The sequence below is a fragment of the Dryocola clanedunensis genome (genome assembly GCF_038405435.1).
In the GTDB taxonomy this organism is placed as follows: domain Bacteria; phylum Pseudomonadota; class Gammaproteobacteria; order Enterobacterales; family Enterobacteriaceae; genus Dryocola; species Dryocola clanedunensis_A.
This window is the reverse complement of the sequence record NZ_JBBYHZ010000005.1, coordinates 172,111-191,663: the sequence shown is the minus strand read 5'-3', so window position 1 is coordinate 191,663 and position 19,553 is coordinate 172,111. Positions and strand designations below refer to the sequence as shown.

18 protein-coding genes are annotated in these 19,553 nt (G+C 57.7%); 12 read left to right on the top strand and 6 right to left on the bottom strand.

Going from position 1 to position 19,553, the window contains the following annotated elements; translation table 11 throughout:
• Positions 1-13 precede the first annotated feature (13 nt).
• The 4 genes from bamC (at position 14) to AAE045_RS13715 (ending at position 4,897) form a co-directional block, all read left to right on the top strand.
• Positions 14-1,048 carry an outer membrane protein assembly factor BamC gene (gene bamC / locus AAE045_RS13730; protein ID WP_455548206.1) on the top strand — a complete coding sequence of 345 codons (1,035 nt, stop codon included), beginning with the start codon at positions 14-16 and terminating at the stop codon, positions 1,046-1,048.
• 106 nt (positions 1,049-1,154) lie between these two features.
• The gene (gene purC / locus AAE045_RS13725) at positions 1,155-1,868 is read left to right on the top strand and encodes a phosphoribosylaminoimidazolesuccinocarboxamide synthase (protein WP_455548205.1); all 714 of its coding nucleotides are present in this window, start codon (positions 1,155-1,157) and stop codon (positions 1,866-1,868) included.
• Positions 1,869-2,000: 132 nt separating this feature from the next.
• A complete protein-coding gene (gene ypfJ, locus AAE045_RS13720) occupies positions 2,001-2,873 on the top strand; it encodes a KPN_02809 family neutral zinc metallopeptidase (protein ID WP_455548204.1) in 873 nt (290 codons plus the stop codon).
• 23 nt (positions 2,874-2,896) lie between these two features.
• Positions 2,897-4,897 (top strand): tRNA(Met) cytidine acetyltransferase TmcA, encoded by a 2,001-nt coding sequence (locus tag AAE045_RS13715; protein WP_455548203.1) that lies wholly within the window; start codon positions 2,897-2,899, stop codon positions 4,895-4,897.
• A gap of 58 nt (positions 4,898-4,955) precedes the next feature.
• Here AAE045_RS13715 and AAE045_RS13710 read toward each other — a convergent pair whose 3' ends face one another.
• From AAE045_RS13710 to AAE045_RS13700, 3 genes are read right to left on the bottom strand one after another with little or no spacing between them, the layout of a single operon-like run.
• Complete coding sequence (locus AAE045_RS13710; RefSeq protein ID WP_034459091.1) at positions 4,956-5,147, bottom strand: YpfN family protein; 192 nt, start codon at positions 5,145-5,147, stop codon at positions 4,956-4,958.
• Positions 5,148-5,176: 29 nt separating this feature from the next.
• Complete coding sequence (gene dapE, locus AAE045_RS13705; protein WP_455548202.1) at positions 5,177-6,304, bottom strand: succinyl-diaminopimelate desuccinylase; 1,128 nt, start codon at positions 6,302-6,304, stop codon at positions 5,177-5,179.
• A 4-nt stretch (positions 6,305-6,308) separates the two neighbouring features.
• Positions 6,309-6,665, bottom strand: coding sequence for an ArsC family reductase (locus AAE045_RS13700; protein WP_455548201.1), 357 nt, complete (start codon positions 6,663-6,665; stop codon positions 6,309-6,311).
• 517 nt (positions 6,666-7,182) lie between these two features.
• Between AAE045_RS13700 and ypfM the strand changes: the two genes are divergently transcribed.
• Positions 7,183-7,242, top strand: a complete 60-nt coding sequence (gene ypfM, locus AAE045_RS13695) for a protein YpfM (protein ID WP_087867655.1) — start codon at positions 7,183-7,185, stop codon at positions 7,240-7,242.
• 132 nt (positions 7,243-7,374) lie between these two features.
• Here ypfM and acrD read toward each other — a convergent pair whose 3' ends face one another.
• The 3 genes from acrD to narQ all read right to left on the bottom strand — a co-directional run bounded on the left by acrD (position 7,375) and on the right by narQ (position 12,998).
• Positions 7,375-10,491 (bottom strand): multidrug efflux RND transporter permease AcrD, encoded by a 3,117-nt coding sequence (gene acrD / locus AAE045_RS13690; RefSeq protein ID WP_455548200.1) that lies wholly within the window; start codon positions 10,489-10,491, stop codon positions 7,375-7,377.
• Between the two features lie 149 nt (positions 10,492-10,640).
• A complete protein-coding gene (gene narP / locus AAE045_RS13685; protein WP_455425362.1) occupies positions 10,641-11,285 on the bottom strand; it encodes a nitrate/nitrite response regulator protein NarP in 645 nt (214 codons plus the stop codon).
• Between the two features lie 15 nt (positions 11,286-11,300).
• Complete coding sequence (gene narQ, locus AAE045_RS13680) at positions 11,301-12,998, bottom strand: nitrate/nitrite two-component system sensor histidine kinase NarQ (RefSeq protein WP_455548199.1); 1,698 nt, start codon at positions 12,996-12,998, stop codon at positions 11,301-11,303.
• A 385-nt stretch (positions 12,999-13,383) separates the two neighbouring features.
• Between narQ and napF the strand changes: the two genes are divergently transcribed.
• The 7 genes from napF (at position 13,384) to AAE045_RS13645 (ending at position 19,551) form a co-directional block, all read left to right on the top strand.
• On the top strand, positions 13,384-13,875 hold the full coding sequence (gene napF, locus AAE045_RS13675; RefSeq protein WP_455548198.1) for a ferredoxin-type protein NapF: 492 nt from the start codon (positions 13,384-13,386) through the stop codon (positions 13,873-13,875).
• Entirely contained in the window at positions 13,865-14,128 is a 264-nt protein-coding gene (gene napD / locus AAE045_RS13670; RefSeq protein ID WP_455425360.1) for a chaperone NapD, read from the top strand. The genes napF and napD overlap by 11 nt, the downstream gene beginning before the upstream one ends.
• On the top strand, positions 14,125-16,611 hold the full coding sequence (gene napA / locus AAE045_RS13665; protein ID WP_455548197.1) for a nitrate reductase catalytic subunit NapA: 2,487 nt from the start codon (positions 14,125-14,127) through the stop codon (positions 16,609-16,611). The genes napD and napA overlap by 4 nt, the downstream gene beginning before the upstream one ends.
• A gap of 9 nt (positions 16,612-16,620) precedes the next feature.
• Complete coding sequence (gene napB / locus AAE045_RS13660; protein ID WP_202304014.1) at positions 16,621-17,058, top strand: nitrate reductase cytochrome c-type subunit; 438 nt, start codon at positions 16,621-16,623, stop codon at positions 17,056-17,058.
• A gap of 8 nt (positions 17,059-17,066) precedes the next feature.
• Entirely contained in the window at positions 17,067-17,669 is a 603-nt protein-coding gene (gene napC / locus AAE045_RS13655) for a cytochrome c-type protein NapC (RefSeq protein WP_455548196.1), read from the top strand.
• Positions 17,670-17,784: 115 nt separating this feature from the next.
• Complete coding sequence (nudK, locus tag AAE045_RS13650; protein WP_455548195.1) at positions 17,785-18,360, top strand: GDP-mannose pyrophosphatase NudK; 576 nt, start codon at positions 17,785-17,787, stop codon at positions 18,358-18,360.
• Between the two features lie 147 nt (positions 18,361-18,507).
• Positions 18,508-19,551, top strand: coding sequence for a DUF1176 domain-containing protein (locus AAE045_RS13645; protein ID WP_455548194.1), 1,044 nt, complete (start codon positions 18,508-18,510; stop codon positions 19,549-19,551).
• Positions 19,552-19,553: the final 2 nt, after the last annotated feature.

The following is a 19,553-nucleotide window of genomic DNA, read 5'->3' as shown; positions in this document are numbered from 1 at the left end:
TTAGGGAGATTTGATGGCTTACTCAGTACAGAAGTCGATGGTAGCAACCGTTGCAGTGGTGTCGCTTGCCATGCTGTTATCCGCATGCAGTTCTGACCAGCGCTATAAGCGTCAGGTTAGCGGCGACGAATCCTATCTGGATGCACCTCCTCTGGCAGATATGCACGCTCCAGCGGGTATGATCCTTCCGGTGGAAAACGGTCAGTATAACGTTCCGGTTACCAACGGCAGTGGCGCAGTAGGCAAACAGCTGGACATCCGTCCGCCAGCCCAACCGCTGGCGCTGGTGAACGGTGCCCGTACACAGTTCACGGGTGACACCGCTACGCTGATGGTTGAAAGCGCACGTGGCACTACGCTATGGCCGCAGGTGGTCAGCGTTCTTCAGTCTAACAACTACACCATCGACAAGCGTGATGACGCAAGCCAGTCACTTTCGACCGACTGGGTGCAGTGGAACCGTGCTGACGAAGACGAACAGTATCGCGGTCGTTACCAGATCAGCGTGAAGCCGCAGGGCTATCAGCAGGCGGTGGTGGTTAAGCTGCTGAACCTGGAGCAGGCGGGCAAGCCGGTCTCAGACGCGGCTTCCCTGCAGCGCTACAGCGCGCAGATGCTTAACGTCATCAGTGCGGGTCTGGATAAAGTCCAGACTGACAGCCAGAACGCCAAAGACAGCCGTACCTCCACGCAGCTGGATATCCAGAGCGCGGCAGACGACACCGGCTTGCCGATGCTGGTCGTGCGTGGTCCGTTCAACGTGGTCTGGAGCCGTTTACCGGCAACGCTTGAGAAAGCAGGCATGAAAGTGACTGACTCCACGCGTTCCACCGGCAGCATGGCCGTCACCTACAAGCCGTTGTCTGACAGCGCCTGGCAGGACTTAGGGGCGAAAGACCCGGGCCTGGTCAGCGGTGACTACAAGCTGCAGGTTGGCGACCTCGATAACCGCAGCAGCCTGCAGTTCATCGATCCGAAAGGGCACACGCTGACCCAGTCTGAAAACGACGCGCTGGTTGCCGTATTCCAGGCAGCTTTCAGCAAGTAACTTTAAGGGCCAGAGCAATCTGGCCTTTTTTCTGGTAGCCTACGCAAACGTGTGCGTAGCCCCAGTTAGCGGAATTAATCGTTAAATCTCACCAGGAGTAAGAAAGATGCAAAAGCAAGCTGAGTTGTATCGTGGCAAAGCAAAGACCGTGTACAGCACCGAAAATCCGGATCTGTTGGTACTTGAGTTTCGCAATGATACGTCAGCAGGAGACGGTGCCCGCATCGAACAGTTCGACCGTAAAGGGATGGTGAACAATAAGTTTAACCATTTCATTATGGCGAAGCTGGAAGAGGCCGGTATTCCTACCCAAATGGAGCGTCTGCTCTCCGACAACGAAGTGCTGGTCAAAAAACTGGATATGGTGCCGGTGGAGTGCGTTATCCGTAACCGCGCGGCTGGCTCCCTGGTTAAGCGTCTGGGCATTGAAGAGGGTATCGAGCTCAATCCGCCGTTATTCGACCTGTTCCTGAAGAACGATGAGATGCACGACCCGATGGTCAACGAATCTTATTGCGAAACCTTCGGCTGGGTGAACAAACAGAACCTTGCCCGCATGCGCGAGCTGAGCTACAAAGCGAACGAGGTGCTTAGCAAGCTGTTTGATGACGCGGGGCTTATTCTGGTGGACTTCAAGCTGGAGTTCGGTCTGTTCAAGGGCGAAGTGGTGCTGGGCGATGAGTTCTCCCCGGACGGCAGCCGCCTGTGGGACAAAGAGACCCTGGATAAAATGGACAAAGACCGCTTCCGTCAGAGCCTCGGTGGGCTTGTTGAAGCTTATGAAGAAGTGGCTCGCCGTCTTGGCGTAGAAATCGACTAATTCCCCACCGTGTTTTTTAAAGGCCGAATGTGTTTTGTACTTTCGGCCTTTTCACTGCTCCCTTCCTATGGTAATCCGGCCGTTAACCACCTACGATCTAGCTATTACAAGCTGTGAATAATGGGGTAGGTTATGCGTTGGCAAGGTCGTCGCGAAAGCGACAATGTAGAAGACAGGCGAAATAATTCCTCCGGCCCGAGCTTAGGCGGCGGCGGTGGGTTTCGTATCCCTCGGGGTAAAGGCGGACTGATCCTGCTGGTTGTCGTGGTTGTGGCCGGCTATTACGGCGTCGATCTCTCGGCCCTGCTTGGCGGCGGTCAGCCGCTCACACAGCAAACCACTCAGCGCTCCATCAGCCCTAATGAAGACGAAGCGGCTAAATTTACCTCGGTCATTCTCGCTACAACGGAAGACACCTGGGGACAAATCTTCCAGCAGATGGGGCGTAGCTACCAGCAGCCGAAGCTGGTGATGTACCGTGGCGCCACGCGCACCGGCTGCGGTACAGGGCAGTCCGTGATGGGGCCGTTCTACTGCCCGGCGGACAGCACCGTCTATATCGATCTCTCCTTCTATGACGAAATGAAAACCAAACTGGGCGCCGACGGCGACTTTGCCCAGGGCTACGTCATTGCTCACGAAGTGGGGCACCACGTGCAGAAGCTGCTGGGCATCGAGCCGAAAGTACGCCAGCTGCAGCAAAATGCTTCGCAGGTTGAAGGCAACCATCTGTCGGTGAAAATGGAGCTGCAGGCGGACTGCTTCGCGGGCGTCTGGGGACACAGCATGCAGAAGCAGGAAGTGCTCGACGCGGGTGACCTGAAAGAAGCGCTCAACGCCGCCGAGGCCATTGGTGACGACCGCCTGCAGCAGCAGGGGCAGGGTCGCGTGGTACCGGATAGCTTCACGCACGGTACTTCCGAGCAGCGTTACACCTGGTTTAAACGCGGCTTCGACAGCGGCGACCCGGCGCAGTGTAATACCTTCGGCAACAGCGTTCGCTAGCCGCAGCGAGAAGGAAGGCGAGCATGGAACAGCTAAGGCAGGCGACAGCCGAAATGGCCCGCAGCGGCATTCGCCGCATGCTGGTTATCGCAGGCGGGGCGGGATGGTGTAGCCAGCAGGTCGGTACGGTGGCCGGCCAGCTTCCCGGCGACTGGCTGTGGGTTGGCGCAGCGCCGGAGTTTCCCGTGAACTGCGCGCCATCTGCCGTGCGTACGCTGCTGGGCCGTGAATTTTTACATGCCGTTTTTGACGCCCGCAACGGGCTGGATGCCGAAGCGCTGGCTGCCGTTACGGGGACGCTGAAAGCGGGCAGCTGGCTGGTTCTGCTGGTGCCTGACTGGGCGCGCTGGCCTATGCTTCCCGATGCGGACTCCTGCCGCTGGAGCGACCGCCCGCAGGCCATCCCGACGCCTAACTTTGTTAATCATCTCAGGCGCAGCGTTGTGGCTGACGGTGAATCTTTTGTCTGGCAGCAGCATCATCCTCTGCATTTACCCGAGTTTATTGCCCGCCCGCAGTGGCAACCGGCGAACGGTGCGCCCGAGCTGGAGCAGGCGGATATCCTTGCTTCGCTCCGCTCCCTTACGTCTGGCGTAGCCGTCGTGACCGCGCCGCGTGGCCGGGGAAAATCCGCGCTGGCGGGAATGTTCGTCAGCAGCCTTCCCGGTAAAGCGATTGTCACTGCGCCCACCCGGGGAGCAACGGACGTGCTGGCACTCCACGCGGGGGATAAATTCAGCTTCGTTGCGCCGGATGCCCTGCTGTCCCAACAGCAAAAACCTGAGGCTGGCTGGCTGATTATCGACGAGGCCGCAGCGCTTCCGGCACCGCAGCTGCGCAGGCTTATCGCTCTCTTTCCCCGCACCCTGTTGACCACGACGGTACAGGGCTATGAAGGCACCGGGCGAGGCTTTCTGCTTAAGTTCTGCGCCAGCATCGCGGATCTGAAGCTTTACGGCCTTTCAACGCCGATTCGCTGGGCGAAGAACGATCCGCTGGAAACCCTGCTCGACGCGATTTTGCTGTTCGATGAGGCGGACGTTACCGCCGTGACCGGTAGCGCCGTCGAGCTTAACGCCGTAGAGCAGCGTGACGGTGAGCAGATCCAGCAGATGTACCGCCTGCTCTCCGGGGCGCACTACCGCACCTCGCCGCTGGACTGGCGCAGAATGCTGGACGCTCCAGGGCAGCATTTCATTGCGGCAGGCGCTGATGACGACACCGTCGGGGCAGCCTGGCTGGTGGAAGAAGGTGGGCTGGATGAAAATCTGAGCCGCGCCGTATGGGCTGGCTTTCGTCGGCCCCGTGGAAATCTCGTGGCGCAGTCCCTGGCCGCGCATGGCGGCAGCCCGCTTGCGGCAACCCTGCGTGGGCTGCGCGTAAGCCGTATTGCCGTGCATCCTCTGCGCCAGCGCCAGCAGCTTGGCGGGCGGATGATAGCCATGGCGAAAGCGCTCGCCCGGCGCGGTTTTGATTATCTGTCTGTCAGCTTTGGCTTTACCGGTGAGCTATGGCGATTCTGGGAAAGCTGCGGATTTGTTCTGGTGCGGGTGGGCAGCCACCGGGAAGCAAGCAGCGGCTGCTATACCGCGATGGCGCTCCTGCCGTTAAGCGATGAGGGTGAGGCGCTGACCCGCTTCGAAGAGCAGCGTCTGGCGCGGGATATTACGTGGCTGCAGCCCTGGATAGACGAACCTTTGCCCGTCTTGCCGTCCGCAGAGGCAACGTTAAACGGTGATGACTGGCACGAACTTGCAGGTTTTGCCTTTGCGCATCGCCCCGTTGAGGCGTGTATCGGCTCGCTTAACCGCCTGCTGCAGACGAGCGAACTGCCGCTGAATGCTCTGCGGGGAAGAGTTGAGGCGAGGCTGACAGCGGAGCAGGTTTGCGAGAAGCTTCGCCTTTCCGGGCGTAAAGCTCTGCTGGCCGCCATGCGTCATGAAGCGGAACAGGCACTTCTTTTGCTTGATAAACCGAAGGGTGAGGCGTTGAAAGCTGCCGTTAAGCAGTTGCAGGTCGGGTAAGCTTGCGTCACCCGACCTTATGTCGGTGGATGACGCTTACGTCTATCCACCCCGCGTTCTAAGGCTTCTTCTTAGGGAAGTCGTCTTCGTCATCCCACTTATCGTTAAAGTCACGATGCGGGGGAAGCTCGGGCTTGTTTGCCATGTATTTCTTCGGGTCGATACGTTTCAGGTCCTTAATCACGTTAAGGAAGATGCCTAACAGCAGCACCAGAACGATAATCCACCAGTAATGCGAGAGCCATTCCATGCCGGTACCTCTTTGAGTTGTACGGCCCGTCAGGCGACGAGCTGTTCCATAATACGCTGATACATGCGGGCCAGAAGCTGCAGATCGGCGGCGTTCACACACTCATTAATTTTATGAATGGTCGCGTTCACCGGCCCCAGCTCCACAACCTGCGCCCCCATCCGCGCGATAAAGCGTCCGTCTGAGGTGCCACCCGTGGTTAACAGCTGCGGCCTGATCTCATTATAGTGCTCAACGGCGTTCACTACCGCATCCACCAGCTTACCGCGTGAGGTGAGGAACGGTTGACCCGACAGCCACCAGTCGATCGTGTAGCGCAGCTGGTGTTTCTCGAGCAGGGCAATGACGCGCTGCTTGATGTCGGCATCCGTCAGCTCGGTGCTGAAGCGGAAGTTGAACTGCACAAACATGTCGCCCGGGATGACGTTGTTGCTGCCGGTCCCTGCCTGCACGTTGGCAATCTGCATGCTGGTGGCCGGGAAGAATTCGTTGCCCTTGTCCCACTCGATACCGACCAGCTCGTTGAGCATTGGCGCGGCGCGATGCACCGGGTTGTCCGCCAGATGCGGGTAGGCGACGTGGCCCTGAACACCATGAATGGTCAGGTTGCAGGTCAGCGAGCCGCGGCGACCATTTTTCACCACGTCCCCAACGACTTCGGTACTGGAAGGCTCACCCACCAGACAGTAGTCCAGGCGTTCGCGGCGTTCCATCAGCGTTTCAACCACCTTAACGGTACCGTTCTTAGCGCTGGCCTCTTCGTCTGAGGTGATCAGAAAGGCCAGGCGGCCACGGTGATTCGGGTGCTGAGCGACAAAACGTTCGGCTGCGACAACCATCGCCGCCAGCGACCCTTTCATGTCGGCGGCACCGCGGCCAAACAGCATGCCGTCGCGGATAGTGGGCTCAAACGGTGGGTTTATCCAGCGGTCCGCATCGCCGGACGGCACGACGTCGGTGTGACCAGCAAACGCCAGCGTTTCCCCTTGTCCTCGCCATGCCCAGAAGTTTTGCGTGTCGCCAAAATCCATATGCTCGACGGTAAAACCAATCGCGCGCAGCCGCTCAATCAGCAGCGCCTGGCAGCCTGCATCGTCTGGGCTAAGGGAAGGGCGGCGGATAAGCTGTTGCGTCAGCTCGATAACCGGGCAGGACATAGCACTATACCTCGTTGATAAACTGCTGATAGTTTGATTCGTTGAAACCCAGCAGCATAGGCTGCCCGGGCGCGCAGAGCAATGGTCGTTTAATCATTGCGGGCATTTCCAACATTAATGCGGCGGCGCCTGCCGCGTCTTTAATGGATTCGCGGCGCGCTTCGTCCAGCTTGCGCCAGGTGGTGCCACGGGTATTGAGCAGCGCTTCCCAGCCCAGCTCCGCAATAAAACTGTTCAGCAGCTCAGCATCAAGGCCGTCCGTGCGGTAGTCATGAAACTGGTACTCCACGCCCTTAGATTCCAGCCAGCGGCGCGCTTTTTTGATGGTGTCGCAATTTTTAATGCCGTAGAGGGTGATCACGGGGATTCAGTCCTTATGTCGAAATTCTGAATTTTTAATCAGATAATTAGCATGATTAAAAAATGATAAAAAAGTGCCAGGGAAAAATATAACCTGATTACTACTCTTTTCCTCAGATAATATAACCGTTGCGCTGCATTTCGAATAATATTTCATCAATTATGCATCCGGCATCCTTCTTCAGTAATTGAAAAGCATCACGTTAATGAGTTTCGACATAAACCAATACTGCATAGTTAAATAGCTTCTGCATTCTTTGACTCGGCTGCTCACGTCCCCCGTCCCGCTTAGACTCTGGCTGGCACGCGCTTCCACATTTCTCTATAAAAATTCTGAAATTGACAGCAACATTTTGTTTCAGGTGCTGCGTCACATTATTCGCCAAAGTACGGGTTAAGATTAGGGGTATACGTAAAGTCGTTAATATGCGATGGCGGTCATAAAAGCAGCTATTCACAATGGCTTCCAACCGTAAAATAGATTGCGTATAATTAAAGCAATTATAAGAGAGGCCGTTATGATTGAGCATGAACTAGGGAACTGGAAAGATTTCATTGAAGATATGCTTCGTAAATGATCTGACCAGACGAGCAACAGCAGGATGTTCTTATTGAAATACTTCTGTAAGAGACACCAGCAAATTTCGAAGATGTACCGGCAAAAAGGCGACCGAAAAGGGCCGCCTTTTTTGTTGCTGTTAGCTGACGGGCTAGTCGTTGTGCGGCTCTTTGAGCGGGAAGCGGCGACGCACCAGCACAAAGAACAGCGGCACAAAGAAAATAGCCAGCACGGTCGCGGAAATCATGCCGCCCATCACGCCCGTCCCCACGGCGTGCTGGCTGCCGGAGCCCGCACCGCTGCTGGTCGCCATTGGCAGTACGCCGAAGATAAAGGCCAGCGAGGTCATCAGGATCGGGCGCAAACGCTGGCGGCAGGCGTCAAGCGTGGCGGAGACCAGTTCGCGGCCCTGGGCATTCAGGTCGTTGGCAAACTCGACGATCAGGATGGCATTTTTGGCCGAAAGCCCGATGACCGTCAGCAGGCCCACCTGGAAATAAACGTCGTTTTCCAGCCCCCGCATCCAGGTAGCGAGCAGCGCCCCGATAACACCCAGCGGCACCACCAGCATGACCGAGAACGGCACCGACCAGCTCTCATAGAGCGCGGCCAGGCACAGGAAGACCACCAGCAGAGAAATCGCATACAGAGCAGGAGCCTGAGCGCCGGACAGGCGTTCCTGATACGACATTCCCGTCCACTCCAGGCCAAAGCCGTTCGGCAGTTTTTTCACCAGCTGTTCCATGATGTCCATCGCCGTACCGGTACTGACGCCCGGCGCAGATTCCCCGACGATCTCAAGCGCGGAATAGCCGTTATAGCGCTCCAGCCGCGGTGACCCCGTTTCCCAGTGCATGCTGGCAAAGGCGGAGAAGGGCACCATACCGCCGTCTTTATTGCGAACGTACCACTGGTTGATGTCATCAGGGAGCATGCGGAATTTGGCGGCGGCCTGCACGTAGACCTTCTTCACGCGGCCGCGATCCATAAAGTCGTTAACATAGCTCGACCCCCAGGCGGTTTGCAGCGTGTCGTTGATGTCGTCGATGGAAACGCCCAGCGCCTGGGCCTTACGCTGATCGATATCGATCTGCATTTGCGGGCTGTCGTCCAGGCCGTTATGGCGCACGCGGGTCAGGAGCTTTTCGCTGTCGGCCATGTTCAGCAGCTGGTCGCGGGCGGCCATCAGCGCGTCATGCCCGGCGCCGCCGTGGTCCTGCAGCTCCATATCGAAGCCCGCGGCGTTGCCCAGCCCGCTGATAGCCGGAGGGCTGCTGGCAATCACTCGTGCTTCTTTGATTTTACTAAAGGCTTTGGTGGCCCGCTCGATAATGGCGAATGAGCTGCCGTTATCCGGGTCGCGATCGTCCCAGTCTTTCAGGCGCACGAACATACGCGCCACGTTCTGGCCGTTCCCGCCGGGGCCTGCGCCGATGGTCGAGAATACGGACAGCACGTTATCCTTCTCTTTAGTGAGATAGTACTGCTCGATCTTCGCCACTATTTTTGCCGTCTGCTGCTGGGTAGAGCCGCTCGGCAGCTGAACCGACGTGGTGAATACGCCGCGGTCTTCCAGCGGCAAAAAAGACGTTGGCAGGCGCAGGAATAAGAAGACCATGCCGCCCAGCAGCACCACGTAAATCAGCATCCAGCGGGCGCTGTGGGTCAGAATTTTGCCCACGCTGCTTTCATAGCGCAGGGCGTTACGGTTGAACATCCTGTTAAACCAGCCGAAGAAGCCTTTCTGGCCGTGGTGTTCGCCCTTGTGCAGCGGTTTAAGGATGGTGGCACAGAGGGCTGGCGTAAGGATTAACGCAACCAGTACCGACAGCACCATCGCCGACACAATCGTAATAGAGAACTGCCGGTAGATAGCCCCGGTGGTGCCGCCAAAGAAGGCCATCGGCACGAACACGGCGGAAAGCACCATCGCAATCCCCACCAGCGCGCCCTGGATCTGGCCCATCGATTTACGGGTTGCCTCCCTGGGGGACAGCCCTTCTTCGCTCATGATGCGCTCGACGTTTTCCACCACCACGATGGCGTCATCCACCAGCAGGCCGATAGCCAGCACCATGGCGAACATCGTCAGGGTGTTAATGCTGTAGCCGAAAGAGTAGAGCACGGCATAGGTTCCCAGCAGCACCACCGGCACGGCGATGGTCGGAATCAGCGTGGCCCTGAAGTTCTGTAAGAACAGATACATGACGAGGAACACCAGCAGGATGGCTTCCAGCAGGGTCTTCACTACGTCTTTGATGGAGGCCTTAACGAACGGCGTGGTTTCATAGGCGATTTTTGCTTCCAGCCCGTGGGGGAAGTACTGCGAAAGCTCTTCGATTTTGGCGCGGGCGAGCTTGTCCGTTTCCATTTCGTTGGCGCCGGAGGCAAGCTTGATGCCCAGCCCGGATGCCGCCTGGCCGTTATAGCGGCTCAGGTAGTCATATTTTTCAGCCCCCAGCTCAACCGTTGCCACATCGCCAAGCGTGACCAGCGAACCGTCCTGATTTACGCGCAGGGTGATGTCTTTGAACTGCTGCGGGGTTTGCAGCAGCGACTGGGAGTTAACGGTCGCGTTCAGCGCCTGCATATCAACCGACGGCGTGCCGCCAAGCTGGCCAACGGCTATCTGCGCGTTCTGGGAGCTGATGGCATTGACCACGTCCTGGGTCGTCATCTGGTAGCTGGTCAGTTTGGTCGGATCGAGCCAGATGCGCATGGAGTACTGCGAGCCGTAGGCGTCAACGTCCCCGACCCCGTTAATACGGCTGATGGGGTCCTGAATGTTACTCGCCACGTAGTCGGCGATATCCTGCTTGTCCATGCTGCCGTCGGTGGAGACGAAGGCAATCATCAGGATATTGCTGTCGCCTGTCTTACGCACCGTCACGCCCTGCGTCTGCACGTCCTGCGGCAGCTTACGCAGCGCGGACTGGAGCTGGTTCTGCACCTGCTGTACGGCTTCATCCGGGTCGGTTCCCGCCTTGAAGCTGAGCGTAATGGTGGCCTGGCCGGTGCTGCTGCTCTGGGACGACATATACATCATGTTGTCCAGGCCGGTCATGTTCTGTTCGATAACCTGGGTGACGGTGTTTTCCAGCGTCTGGGCGGAAGCCCCTGGGTAATTAGCCGTTATGCGCACGTTAGGCGGCGCGAGGTCCGGGTATTGCTCAACGGGGAGCGAAAAGATAGCAAGCGTACCGGTGAGGCATAAAATAATGGCCAGCACCCAGGCAAAAATGGGGCGATTGATAAAGAAATTCGCCATCTGGTCAGGACCTCGTAAGCACTTCAGACTGTCGTTAGGGGGGCAGTTGACACTTTAGCCCTATCCGCCTGCCCAAACGTGGAGAAAATGAGGAGATAATGTAAATGATCTTAGCCTGCCACAGCCCATCGCGCCGGGGATTCAACGGGTTAAACCCCGCGGCTTTCGAAATACAGCACGGTAGCCGCCACGCGTGAACGCACCTGAAGCTTGCGCAGTAAGTTGCGGATATGCACTTTGACCGTCTCTTCGGAGATATGCAGCCCTGCTGCTATCTGCTTGTTAGACAGGCCGCGGGCCACTTCCTGCAGTACATCCAGCTCCCGCTCCGTCAACGCAGCAAAGGGATCGCTACCGCGCTTTTCCGTCCCGCGATTATGCAGATACTCTGCCACCTGAGCGCTGAACGCTTCGCCGCCCTTTGCTCCACGCCGGATATCATCCAGTAACACTTCCGGATCGCTGTCCTTGAGCAGGTAGCCGTCGGCACCGGCATCAATCAGCGTGAAGATGTCGCTTTTCGAGTCGGATACGGTCAGTACGATAATGCGCGCGTTGATCCCTTCTCGCCGCAGAGCGTTCAGCGTATCCAGGCCGCTCAGGCCTTTCATATTAAGATCCAGCAGAATCAAATCAGGGCTGAGGCGATTCGCAAGGCTTATTGCCTCCGTGCCGCTGCTGGCTTCGGCCACTACCTTAAAACTGTCGTCCATTTCCAGCAGCTGGCGGATACCCCGCCGCATCAGCGGATGGTCATCAACAACCAGTACCTCACAGACATGTTGCTCACTCATTGCTGCTCCTGCGTTTTAATTATCGTTATTGTCTGAAGTCGATGAACGAAACGTTATCGAGATCAGCGTCCCGCCCTCGGCGGGGCGGGAAATTGTCAGCGTGCCGCCCAGCCGGGCCGCACGTTCATGCATAATATTCAAACCGTAATGGCCTTCCGGCTCGTTCAGGCTGGCGATACCGCTGCCGTTATCAAGAATAGATGCCCTGTGCTCGCCTTCAGGGGAGGTCGCGCAGGTTATGGAAATGTCCTGCGCACCGGCGTGTTTAATCGCGTTGAGCACGGCCTCACGAATAATTTGCAGCAGATGCACCTGCTGCTGGGCGTCCAGCGCCTGGGTCGGCATGGTGCAGTCCAGATGGATAGCGGCATCCGTTTGCTGGCGGAGCGGGGCAATCATCTCCCTGAGCGCGGCGGGCAGGTCTGCCTGTTGCAGCGTCAGGCGGAACGTGGTCAGCAGCTCGCGAAGCTGTCGGTAGGCGTCATTCAGCGCCTGCGAAAAATCATCGATGATGCGCCGGGCATTGTGATTCTCTTCCGGCACCGAGCGCTTGAGCAGCGTCAACTGGATGCGCAAATAGGAGAGCACCTGGGCCAGGGAGTCGTGCAGCTCGCGGGCAATTGTCGCGCGCTCCTGCATCAGCAGCAGTTGCTGATAGTGTTTCTGTGCCTGGTTGAAGTAAAGCCCGCGCCCGAGCATATTCGCCACGCTTTGCATCAGCGCCAGCGGCGGCGTGCCAGCGGCAGCCTGCCAACACAGCTGCCCCAGCTCATGATCCTGCTGCATGACCGGCACCGACTGCCACAGCACGTCGCTGCGCTGCGTCCCCTCCCGCAGCAGCCAGTTCTCGCCAACCTGCAGCTCCAGGTAGCCCACCTGTTCTTTCTGGCGCACCAGCTGCAAAATTTGCGTAAAGCAGTGCTGGTCGATGGTGCTTGCGCTAAGCGCCTGGGAGCACGAATAGAGCACCTCCAGTGTACGATTTGCCTCCTGCAGGCTCACCGTTTTTTGTTCGACCTTTTCTTCCAGAGAGCGATAAAGCCGCTGCAGCTCATCCGCCATACGCGTGAAGCCCTGGGCCAGCAGGCCTATCTCGTTGGGAAGGGCAACATCGAGCGGCGGGAATCTGAACTCACCCCGTTCGATAGATTCGCTGGCCAGCATCAGCTTGTTGAGCGGAGCAACCACCTGATGGCGGAAGCGGCGCAGGGTAAAAAAGACCAGCGTGAAGATAGCCATAAAGCCTACGACGGACGTGGCGACCACCTGCATCATTTTGCGCTCGGCGTAATGCTGAAGAGCCAGCACATACTCATCAATTTGCTGCACGTAGGCCGTGATGTTCGCGTCGTACCAGGCTTTATCCCCGTGCCGGATATGCTGTTCCATTTCGGCCCAGGTTACGTTCAGGGCGTGATACCGTTTGAGCACCTCTTCAGGTATCCAGATACGGCCGGGATTAATCAGCGCCTGCGAGCCTAATGTCCGGTTATAAATCACCAGATGTTCCTCAATACGGCTGCTGCTGCTCTGTAAATCGTACCCCAGGCGATAGCTCTGCATCCGCAGCGACCCGGCAACGTTCACCGCTTCGGCATCGCGCAGGCTGCTGGCAAGCGTGATCAGCGCAACGCCCGTGGAGAGCATGGAGAGCAGGACAATATAGAAAAAGGCGCGGGCAAGGCTTGCCCGGACCGAGCGTTGCAGCATCACAAGGCGAAAGTCTCTGAAAATCACTGGTGGGCGAAACGTACCAGAAACCCGGGCTGGCTCAAATGTTTGTTGGCGTTATTTCGGCACGGGTTCCAAAACTAAACTTTGCCGTTAACGGCGGGCGATCGGAACTGTTTCATTGGTTTTACAACCGTATCCGAATCTATGTCCCTTCAGCTGTTGCTTAAAGTGTTCTCCTTTGCTGCAAACCGTACCCCTTTTTGATCCCACAACGGCATTTACCCCTTTAGGGGGATGCCGCTACTCCCCCTTTGTCACATAACGTACCACTCATATAAAAACCCGTGGAAAACTGCGGATATAACAGTGATGTCTTTGCCGGCTGCAGGTCGATAGTCGGCGTTTTTGAAGCAAGGACGGGCAAATGGCTGAACTCTCCCGACGTGGATTATTAACCGGTAGCTGGCGCGGTGGCGCGGCGGCTTTTCGTCCTCCGTGGAGCGGCGATGAACACCATTTCCTGCTCGAATGCCTTCGCTGCAACGACTGTCTGCCGGTTTGCGAAACCCGAATTTTACGGCGCGGGCAGGGCGGCTATCCCGAAGTGGATTTCAACCTGGGTGAATGCACCTTCTGCTACGCCTGCGCAGAGGCCTGTCCGCAGAAGCTTTTCAGCGCGCGGGAATCTTCCCCCTGGGAACACACTCTATTTATCGGCGATACCTGCATGGCCTACAGCCAGGTGGAGTGCCGCAGCTGTCAGGACGCCTGTGAGACGCAGGCCATCACGTTCATACCTTCTTCGCAGGGGATCTCTCTGCCTCAGCTTAACCGCTCGGCCTGTAACGCCTGCGGCGGCTGTATTTCCGGATGCCCGGTATCCGCACTAACCATGAGGCACGCCGATGCAAACTAGCTGGCACGTCTGTGGCCTGGTCGTTCAGGCCCACCCGCAGCATATCGCCACCGTCAGCGCCGCCCTGAGCGAACTGGACGGTAGCGAAGTCGCCGTCAGCGATGCCGAACACGGCAAGCTGGTGGTTGTCATGGAGGCGGCACAAAGCGACGTGCTGCTTCGTCAAATTGAGTCGGCACGCAACATTGCAAACGTGCTGGCGGTGTCGCTGGTTTATCACCAGCAGGATGAGCAAGGTGAGGAAACACCATGAAACTCAGTCGTCGTAGTTTTATGAAGGCGAACGCCGTCGCGGCAGCCGCAGCGGCGGCAGGCCTGAGCGTGCCCTCAGTGGCCCGCGCGGTAGTCGGCAAAGAAGAAGCAATCAAATGGGATAAAGCTCCGTGCCGTTTCTGCGGCACCGGCTGCGGCGTACTGGTCGGCACGCAGAATGGCCGTATCGTGGCAAGCCAGGGCGACCCTGAAGCGCCGGTTAACCGTGGTCTGAACTGCGTAAAAGGCTACTTCCTGCCGAAAATTATGTACGGCAAAGACCGTCTGACCCAGCCGCTGCTGCGCATGAAAGACGGCAAGTTTGATAAAGAAGGCGAGTTCGCACCTGTAAGCTGGGAGCAGGCCTTCGACATCATGGAAGAAAAATTCAAAACCAGCCTCAAAGCCAAAGGGCCAGAATCGGTCGGCATGTTCGGCTCCGGCCAGTGGACCGTGTGGGAAGGCTACGCGGCGGCGAAGCTGTTCAAAGCCGGGTTCCGCACCAATAACATCGACCCGAATGCGCGTCACTGCATGGCCTCGGCGGTGGTGGGCTTTATGCGTACCTTCGGTATGGATGAGCCGATGGGCTGCTATGACGACATCGAGCAGGCGGACGCCTTCGTACTGTGGGGCTCCAACATGGCGGAGATGCACCCGGTACTCTGGTCGCGCATTACCAACCGCCGCCTGTCCGGCGACAACGTTGAAGTCGCCGTGCTCTCCACCTTCCAGCACCGCAGCTTCGAGCTGGCGGATAACGGCATGGTGTTCACGCCGCAGAGCGATCTGGTCATCCTCAACTACATCGCCAACTACATCATTCAGAACAACGCGGTGAACGAGGCGTTCTTTAAGCAGCACGTGAACCTGCGCCGGGGCGTGACGGATATCGGCTATGGCCTGCGCCCTACGCATCCGCTGGAAAAGGCGGCGAAGAATCCAGGTTCTGATAAATCCGACCCGATGACCTTCGACGAGTACAAAGCATTTGTTGCGGAGTACACGCTGGAGAAAACCTCAGAGATGAGCGGTGTACCCGCTGACCAGCTGGAAGCGCTGGCGAAGCTCTATGCCGACCCAAATAAGAAAGTTGTCTCCTACTGGACGATGGGCTTTAACCAGCACTCGCGCGGCGTGTGGGCGAACAACCTCGTTTATAACCTGCACCTGTTAACCGGCAAGATTTCAAAGCCCGGCTGCGGCCCGTTCTCGTTAACCGGCCAGCCTTCCGCCTGCGGCACCGCCCGCGAAGTCGGGACTTTCTCACATCGTCTGCCTGCGGATATGGTCGTGACCAACGACAAACACCGTGCAATCGCGGAAAACACCTGGCAGCTGCCTGCGGGCACCATTCCTGCGAAAGTCGGCCTGCACGCCGTCGCCCAGGACAGAGCGCTGAAAGACGGCAAGCTCAACGTCTACTGGGTAATGTGCAACAACAACATGCAGGCCGGGCCGAACATTAACGAAGAGCGCATGCCGGGCTGGCGCGATCCGCGTAACTTCATCATCGTTTCCGATCCTTATCCCACCATCAGCGCGCTGTCGGCGGATCTCATTCTGCCAACGGCAATGTGGGTGGAAAAAGAGGGCGCTTACGGCAACGCCGAACGTCGCACCCAGTTCTGGCGACAGCAGGTTAAGGCGCCGGGCGATGCGAAATCGGATCTCTGGCAGCTGGTGGAGTTTGCGAAGCGTTTCAAAGTGGAAGAGGTGTGGCCTGCGGAGCTGGCGGATCAGAAGCCGGAATACCGAGGTAAGACGCTGTTCGACGTGCTGTTTGCCAGCGAAAACGTCAGCAAATTCCCGGTCAGCGAGCTGGCGGAAGATCAGCTTAACGATGAATCCCGCGAGCTGGGCTTCTATCTGCAAAAAGGGCTGTTCGAAGAGTACGCTTCCTTTGGTCGCGGCCACGGGCACGACCTGGCTCCGTTCGACGATTACCACAAAGCGCGTGGCCTGCGCTGGCCGGTGGTGAACGGCAAAGAGACGCTGTGGCGCTACAGCGAAGGCCACGATCCTTACGTGAAGGCGGGCGAGGGCTTTAAATTCTACGGCAAGCCGGACGGCAAGGCGGTGATCTTTGCGCTGCCGTTTGAGCCAGCGGCGGAGTCGCCGGACCAGGAGTATGACCTGTGGCTGTCAACCGGCCGCGTGCTGGAGCACTGGCATACCGGCACCATGACGCGTCGCGTGCCGGAGCTGCATCGCGCCTTCCCTGAAGCCGTGCTGTTCATCCACCCGCTGGATGCGAAATCCCGCGATCTGCGCCGTGGCGACAAAGTGAAGGTAATGTCCCGCCGCGGTGAGATTATCTCCATCGTTGAAACGCGCGGGCGCAACCGTCCGCCGCAGGGGCTGGTCTACATGCCGTTCTTCGACGCGGCGCAGCTGGTCAACAATCTGACGCTCGATGCCACCGACCCGCTCTCCAAAGAGACGGATTTCAAAAAGTGTGCCGTGAAGCTGGCGAAGGTCTAAGGGGACATCATGAAAAACAAAATGTTATTCCAGTGGATGGCGGCGCTTACCCTGCTGGTGAGCGGGGCGCTGTGGGCGACCAACGGCGTGGATCTCAGCCAGTCGCCGGAGGTTTCCGGCACTAAGCTCGGCACGGTACATATGCCTAAACAGCAGGGCCGCATGGCGCTGAACTATGTGAACCAGCCGCCGATGATCCCGCACAGCGTGGACGGCTACCAGGTCAGCAAAAACACCAACCGCTGCCTGGCGTGCCACGGCGTGCAAAGTTATCGCACTACCGGCGCGCCTCGCGTTAGCCCAACGCACTTTATGGACAGCGATGGCAAAGTGCTCGCCGACGTGGCCCCGCGCCGCTACTTCTGCCTGCAGTGTCACGTGCCGCAGACCGACGCCGCGCCGATTGTGGAAAACACCTTCACGCCGTCTAAAGGCTTTGGGAACTAGAGGCCAATATGGATAAAGCAAACCGTAAGCCGGGCATGCTGCGCCGCATCTGGCAGTGGTGGCGTCGCCCGAGCCGCCTGGCGCTGGGCACGCTGCTGCTGATTGGCTTCGCCGCCGGGATTATTTTCTGGGGCGGGTTCAACACCGGCATGGAGATGACCAACCGCGAAGAGTTCTGCATCGGCTGCCACGAGATGCGTGCCAACGTCTACCAGGAGTACATGGAGACGGTGCATTACAACAACCGCAGCGGCGTGCGGGCAACCTGCCCGGACTGCCACGTCCCGCACGAGTGGGGGCCGAAGATTATCCGTAAACTCCAGGCCAGCAAAGAGCTGTATGCAAAAGCGTTCGGCCTGATAGATACGCCGCAGAAGTTTGACGACCATCGCCTGGCGATGGCGCAAAACGAGTGGCGAAGGATGAAGAACAACAATTCCCAGGAGTGCCGCAACTGTCACAACTTCGATTATATGGATTTAACCGCGCAGAAAACCGTGGCGGCGAAGATGCATACTAAAGCGATCAAAGACGGTCAGACCTGCGTGGATTGCCATAAGGGCATCGCGCACAAGCTGCCGGATATGAGCGAAGTGAAGAACGGTTTTTAATTTCCCCCGGCCCTCTTCCTTCCAGGGAGAGGGTCAGCAAACGTATTCCAAAGAGAGACAAACCTCACATTCCGGCTTATGATTATCGGCTCCCTTAATCCGCTGCGGAGACCGTATGTCGATACAAATCGAAGTCATCAAAGATAAAATCCTCTCAGATAACTACTTCATCCTGCGCAATATCACCTACGACCTGTCCCGCAATAACAGCGAAGCCATCCGCCATAAGCGCGAAGTCTATGACCGCGGCAACGGCGCGACCATGATGCTCTACAACCGTGAAAAGAAAACGGTGGTGCTGACCCGCCAGTTCCGCGTCGCGACATGGGTTAACGGCAATCCGGACGGGATGCTGATTGAAACCTGTGCGGGCCTGCTGGACGCGGACGAGCCGGAGGTTTGCGCCCGTAAAGAGGCAATGGAAGAGACGGGCTACCTGGTAGGCGAAGTTGAAAAGCTGTTCGAGCTTTACATGTCCCCCGGCGGCGTGACCGAGCTGATCCACTTCTACATGGCGGAATACAGCGACGCGCAGCGTGAATTTGACGGCGGCGGCGTGGAGGACGAGGACATCGACGTGCTGGAAATGCCGTTTACCCAGGCGCTGGCGATGGTCAAAAGCGGTGAAATTCGCGACGGCAAAACGGTAATCTTGCTGCAACAGCTGCAATTACGCGGCATCATGGAATAAAGTAACTATTTTTCAAAAGGTTAGATTAATCATTTTTTGCATGAATCTATCCGATAAATCTGATTGAGACACCGCACTGAGAAGCCGAAGATATCGCCAAAATCTGTACGTTTTTTTCTCTTCGTCTTCTCAGGATATTTGCCACTCATGTGTTACCGGATGAAATCGCTTCTTCTCTTCAGCATTTTTCTTGCGACCTCCGCCGTCGCGGCTCCGGCACAAAAATCCTTTACCGACTGGCAGGTCACCTGTAATAACCAGAACTTCTGCAGCGCGAGAAATACCGGCCTTCACCAGGGGCTGGTGATGACCCTGACCCGCAGCGCCGGGGCGCATCCGGATGTGAATTTGCGCATTGATTTGGGCAACCTTGCTACCGCCGAAAGCAATGCGCCGCCCATTGCCGCCCGTTTGCTGGTGGACGGCGCAGCGCTGCTGCTGAATAAAGAGAAATGGCAGGAAACGTCGCACCATCTGGTGACGGGCGATGCCGAAACCATTAACGCGCTGCTGGAGACTATCGGCGATGCCAACGCTATCACGCTGGCGGACGGACAGGGGACGATCTCTCTTGTCGGGCTTAAAGCCGCGCTGTTGTTTATTGATAGCCAACAAAAGCGCGTGGGTAGCGAAACCGCGTGGATTAAAAAGGGTGACGATCCTCCCCTGAGCGTTCCTCCGGCACCCGCGCTTAAAGAAGTTGCTATCACCAATCCCACCCCGACCCCCTTCGCTCAGGCAGAACTCAACGATTTGCTGGATTACGGCAGCTGGCGCATGAACAACACCCAGTGCTCCCTTGACCCGGCCCGCCGTGAAGTACGCGTATTTGCGCTTAGCGATGAAAAAGCCCTGATGCTGATTAGCTGTGAGGCGGGCGCCTACAACGTGGTGGATCTCGCGTGGATTGTCTCGCGTCAGAAACCGTTTGTGGCCCGCCAGATCCACCTCCGGCTGCCGTTTATACCGGATACCGGTGACACAGACCTTGAGTTGATGAACGCGGGGTATGACGACAGCAACAAAGAGCTGACGACGCTTTCGAAAGGGCGGGGGCTGGGAGACTGCGGGATAACCAGCCGCTGGCGTTTTGACGGCCAGCGTTTCCGGCTGGTGCGCTATGCGGAAGAGCCAACCTGCGACGGCTGGCACGGCAGCGGAGCGTGGCCGACGCTTTGGGTGACCAAGTAATA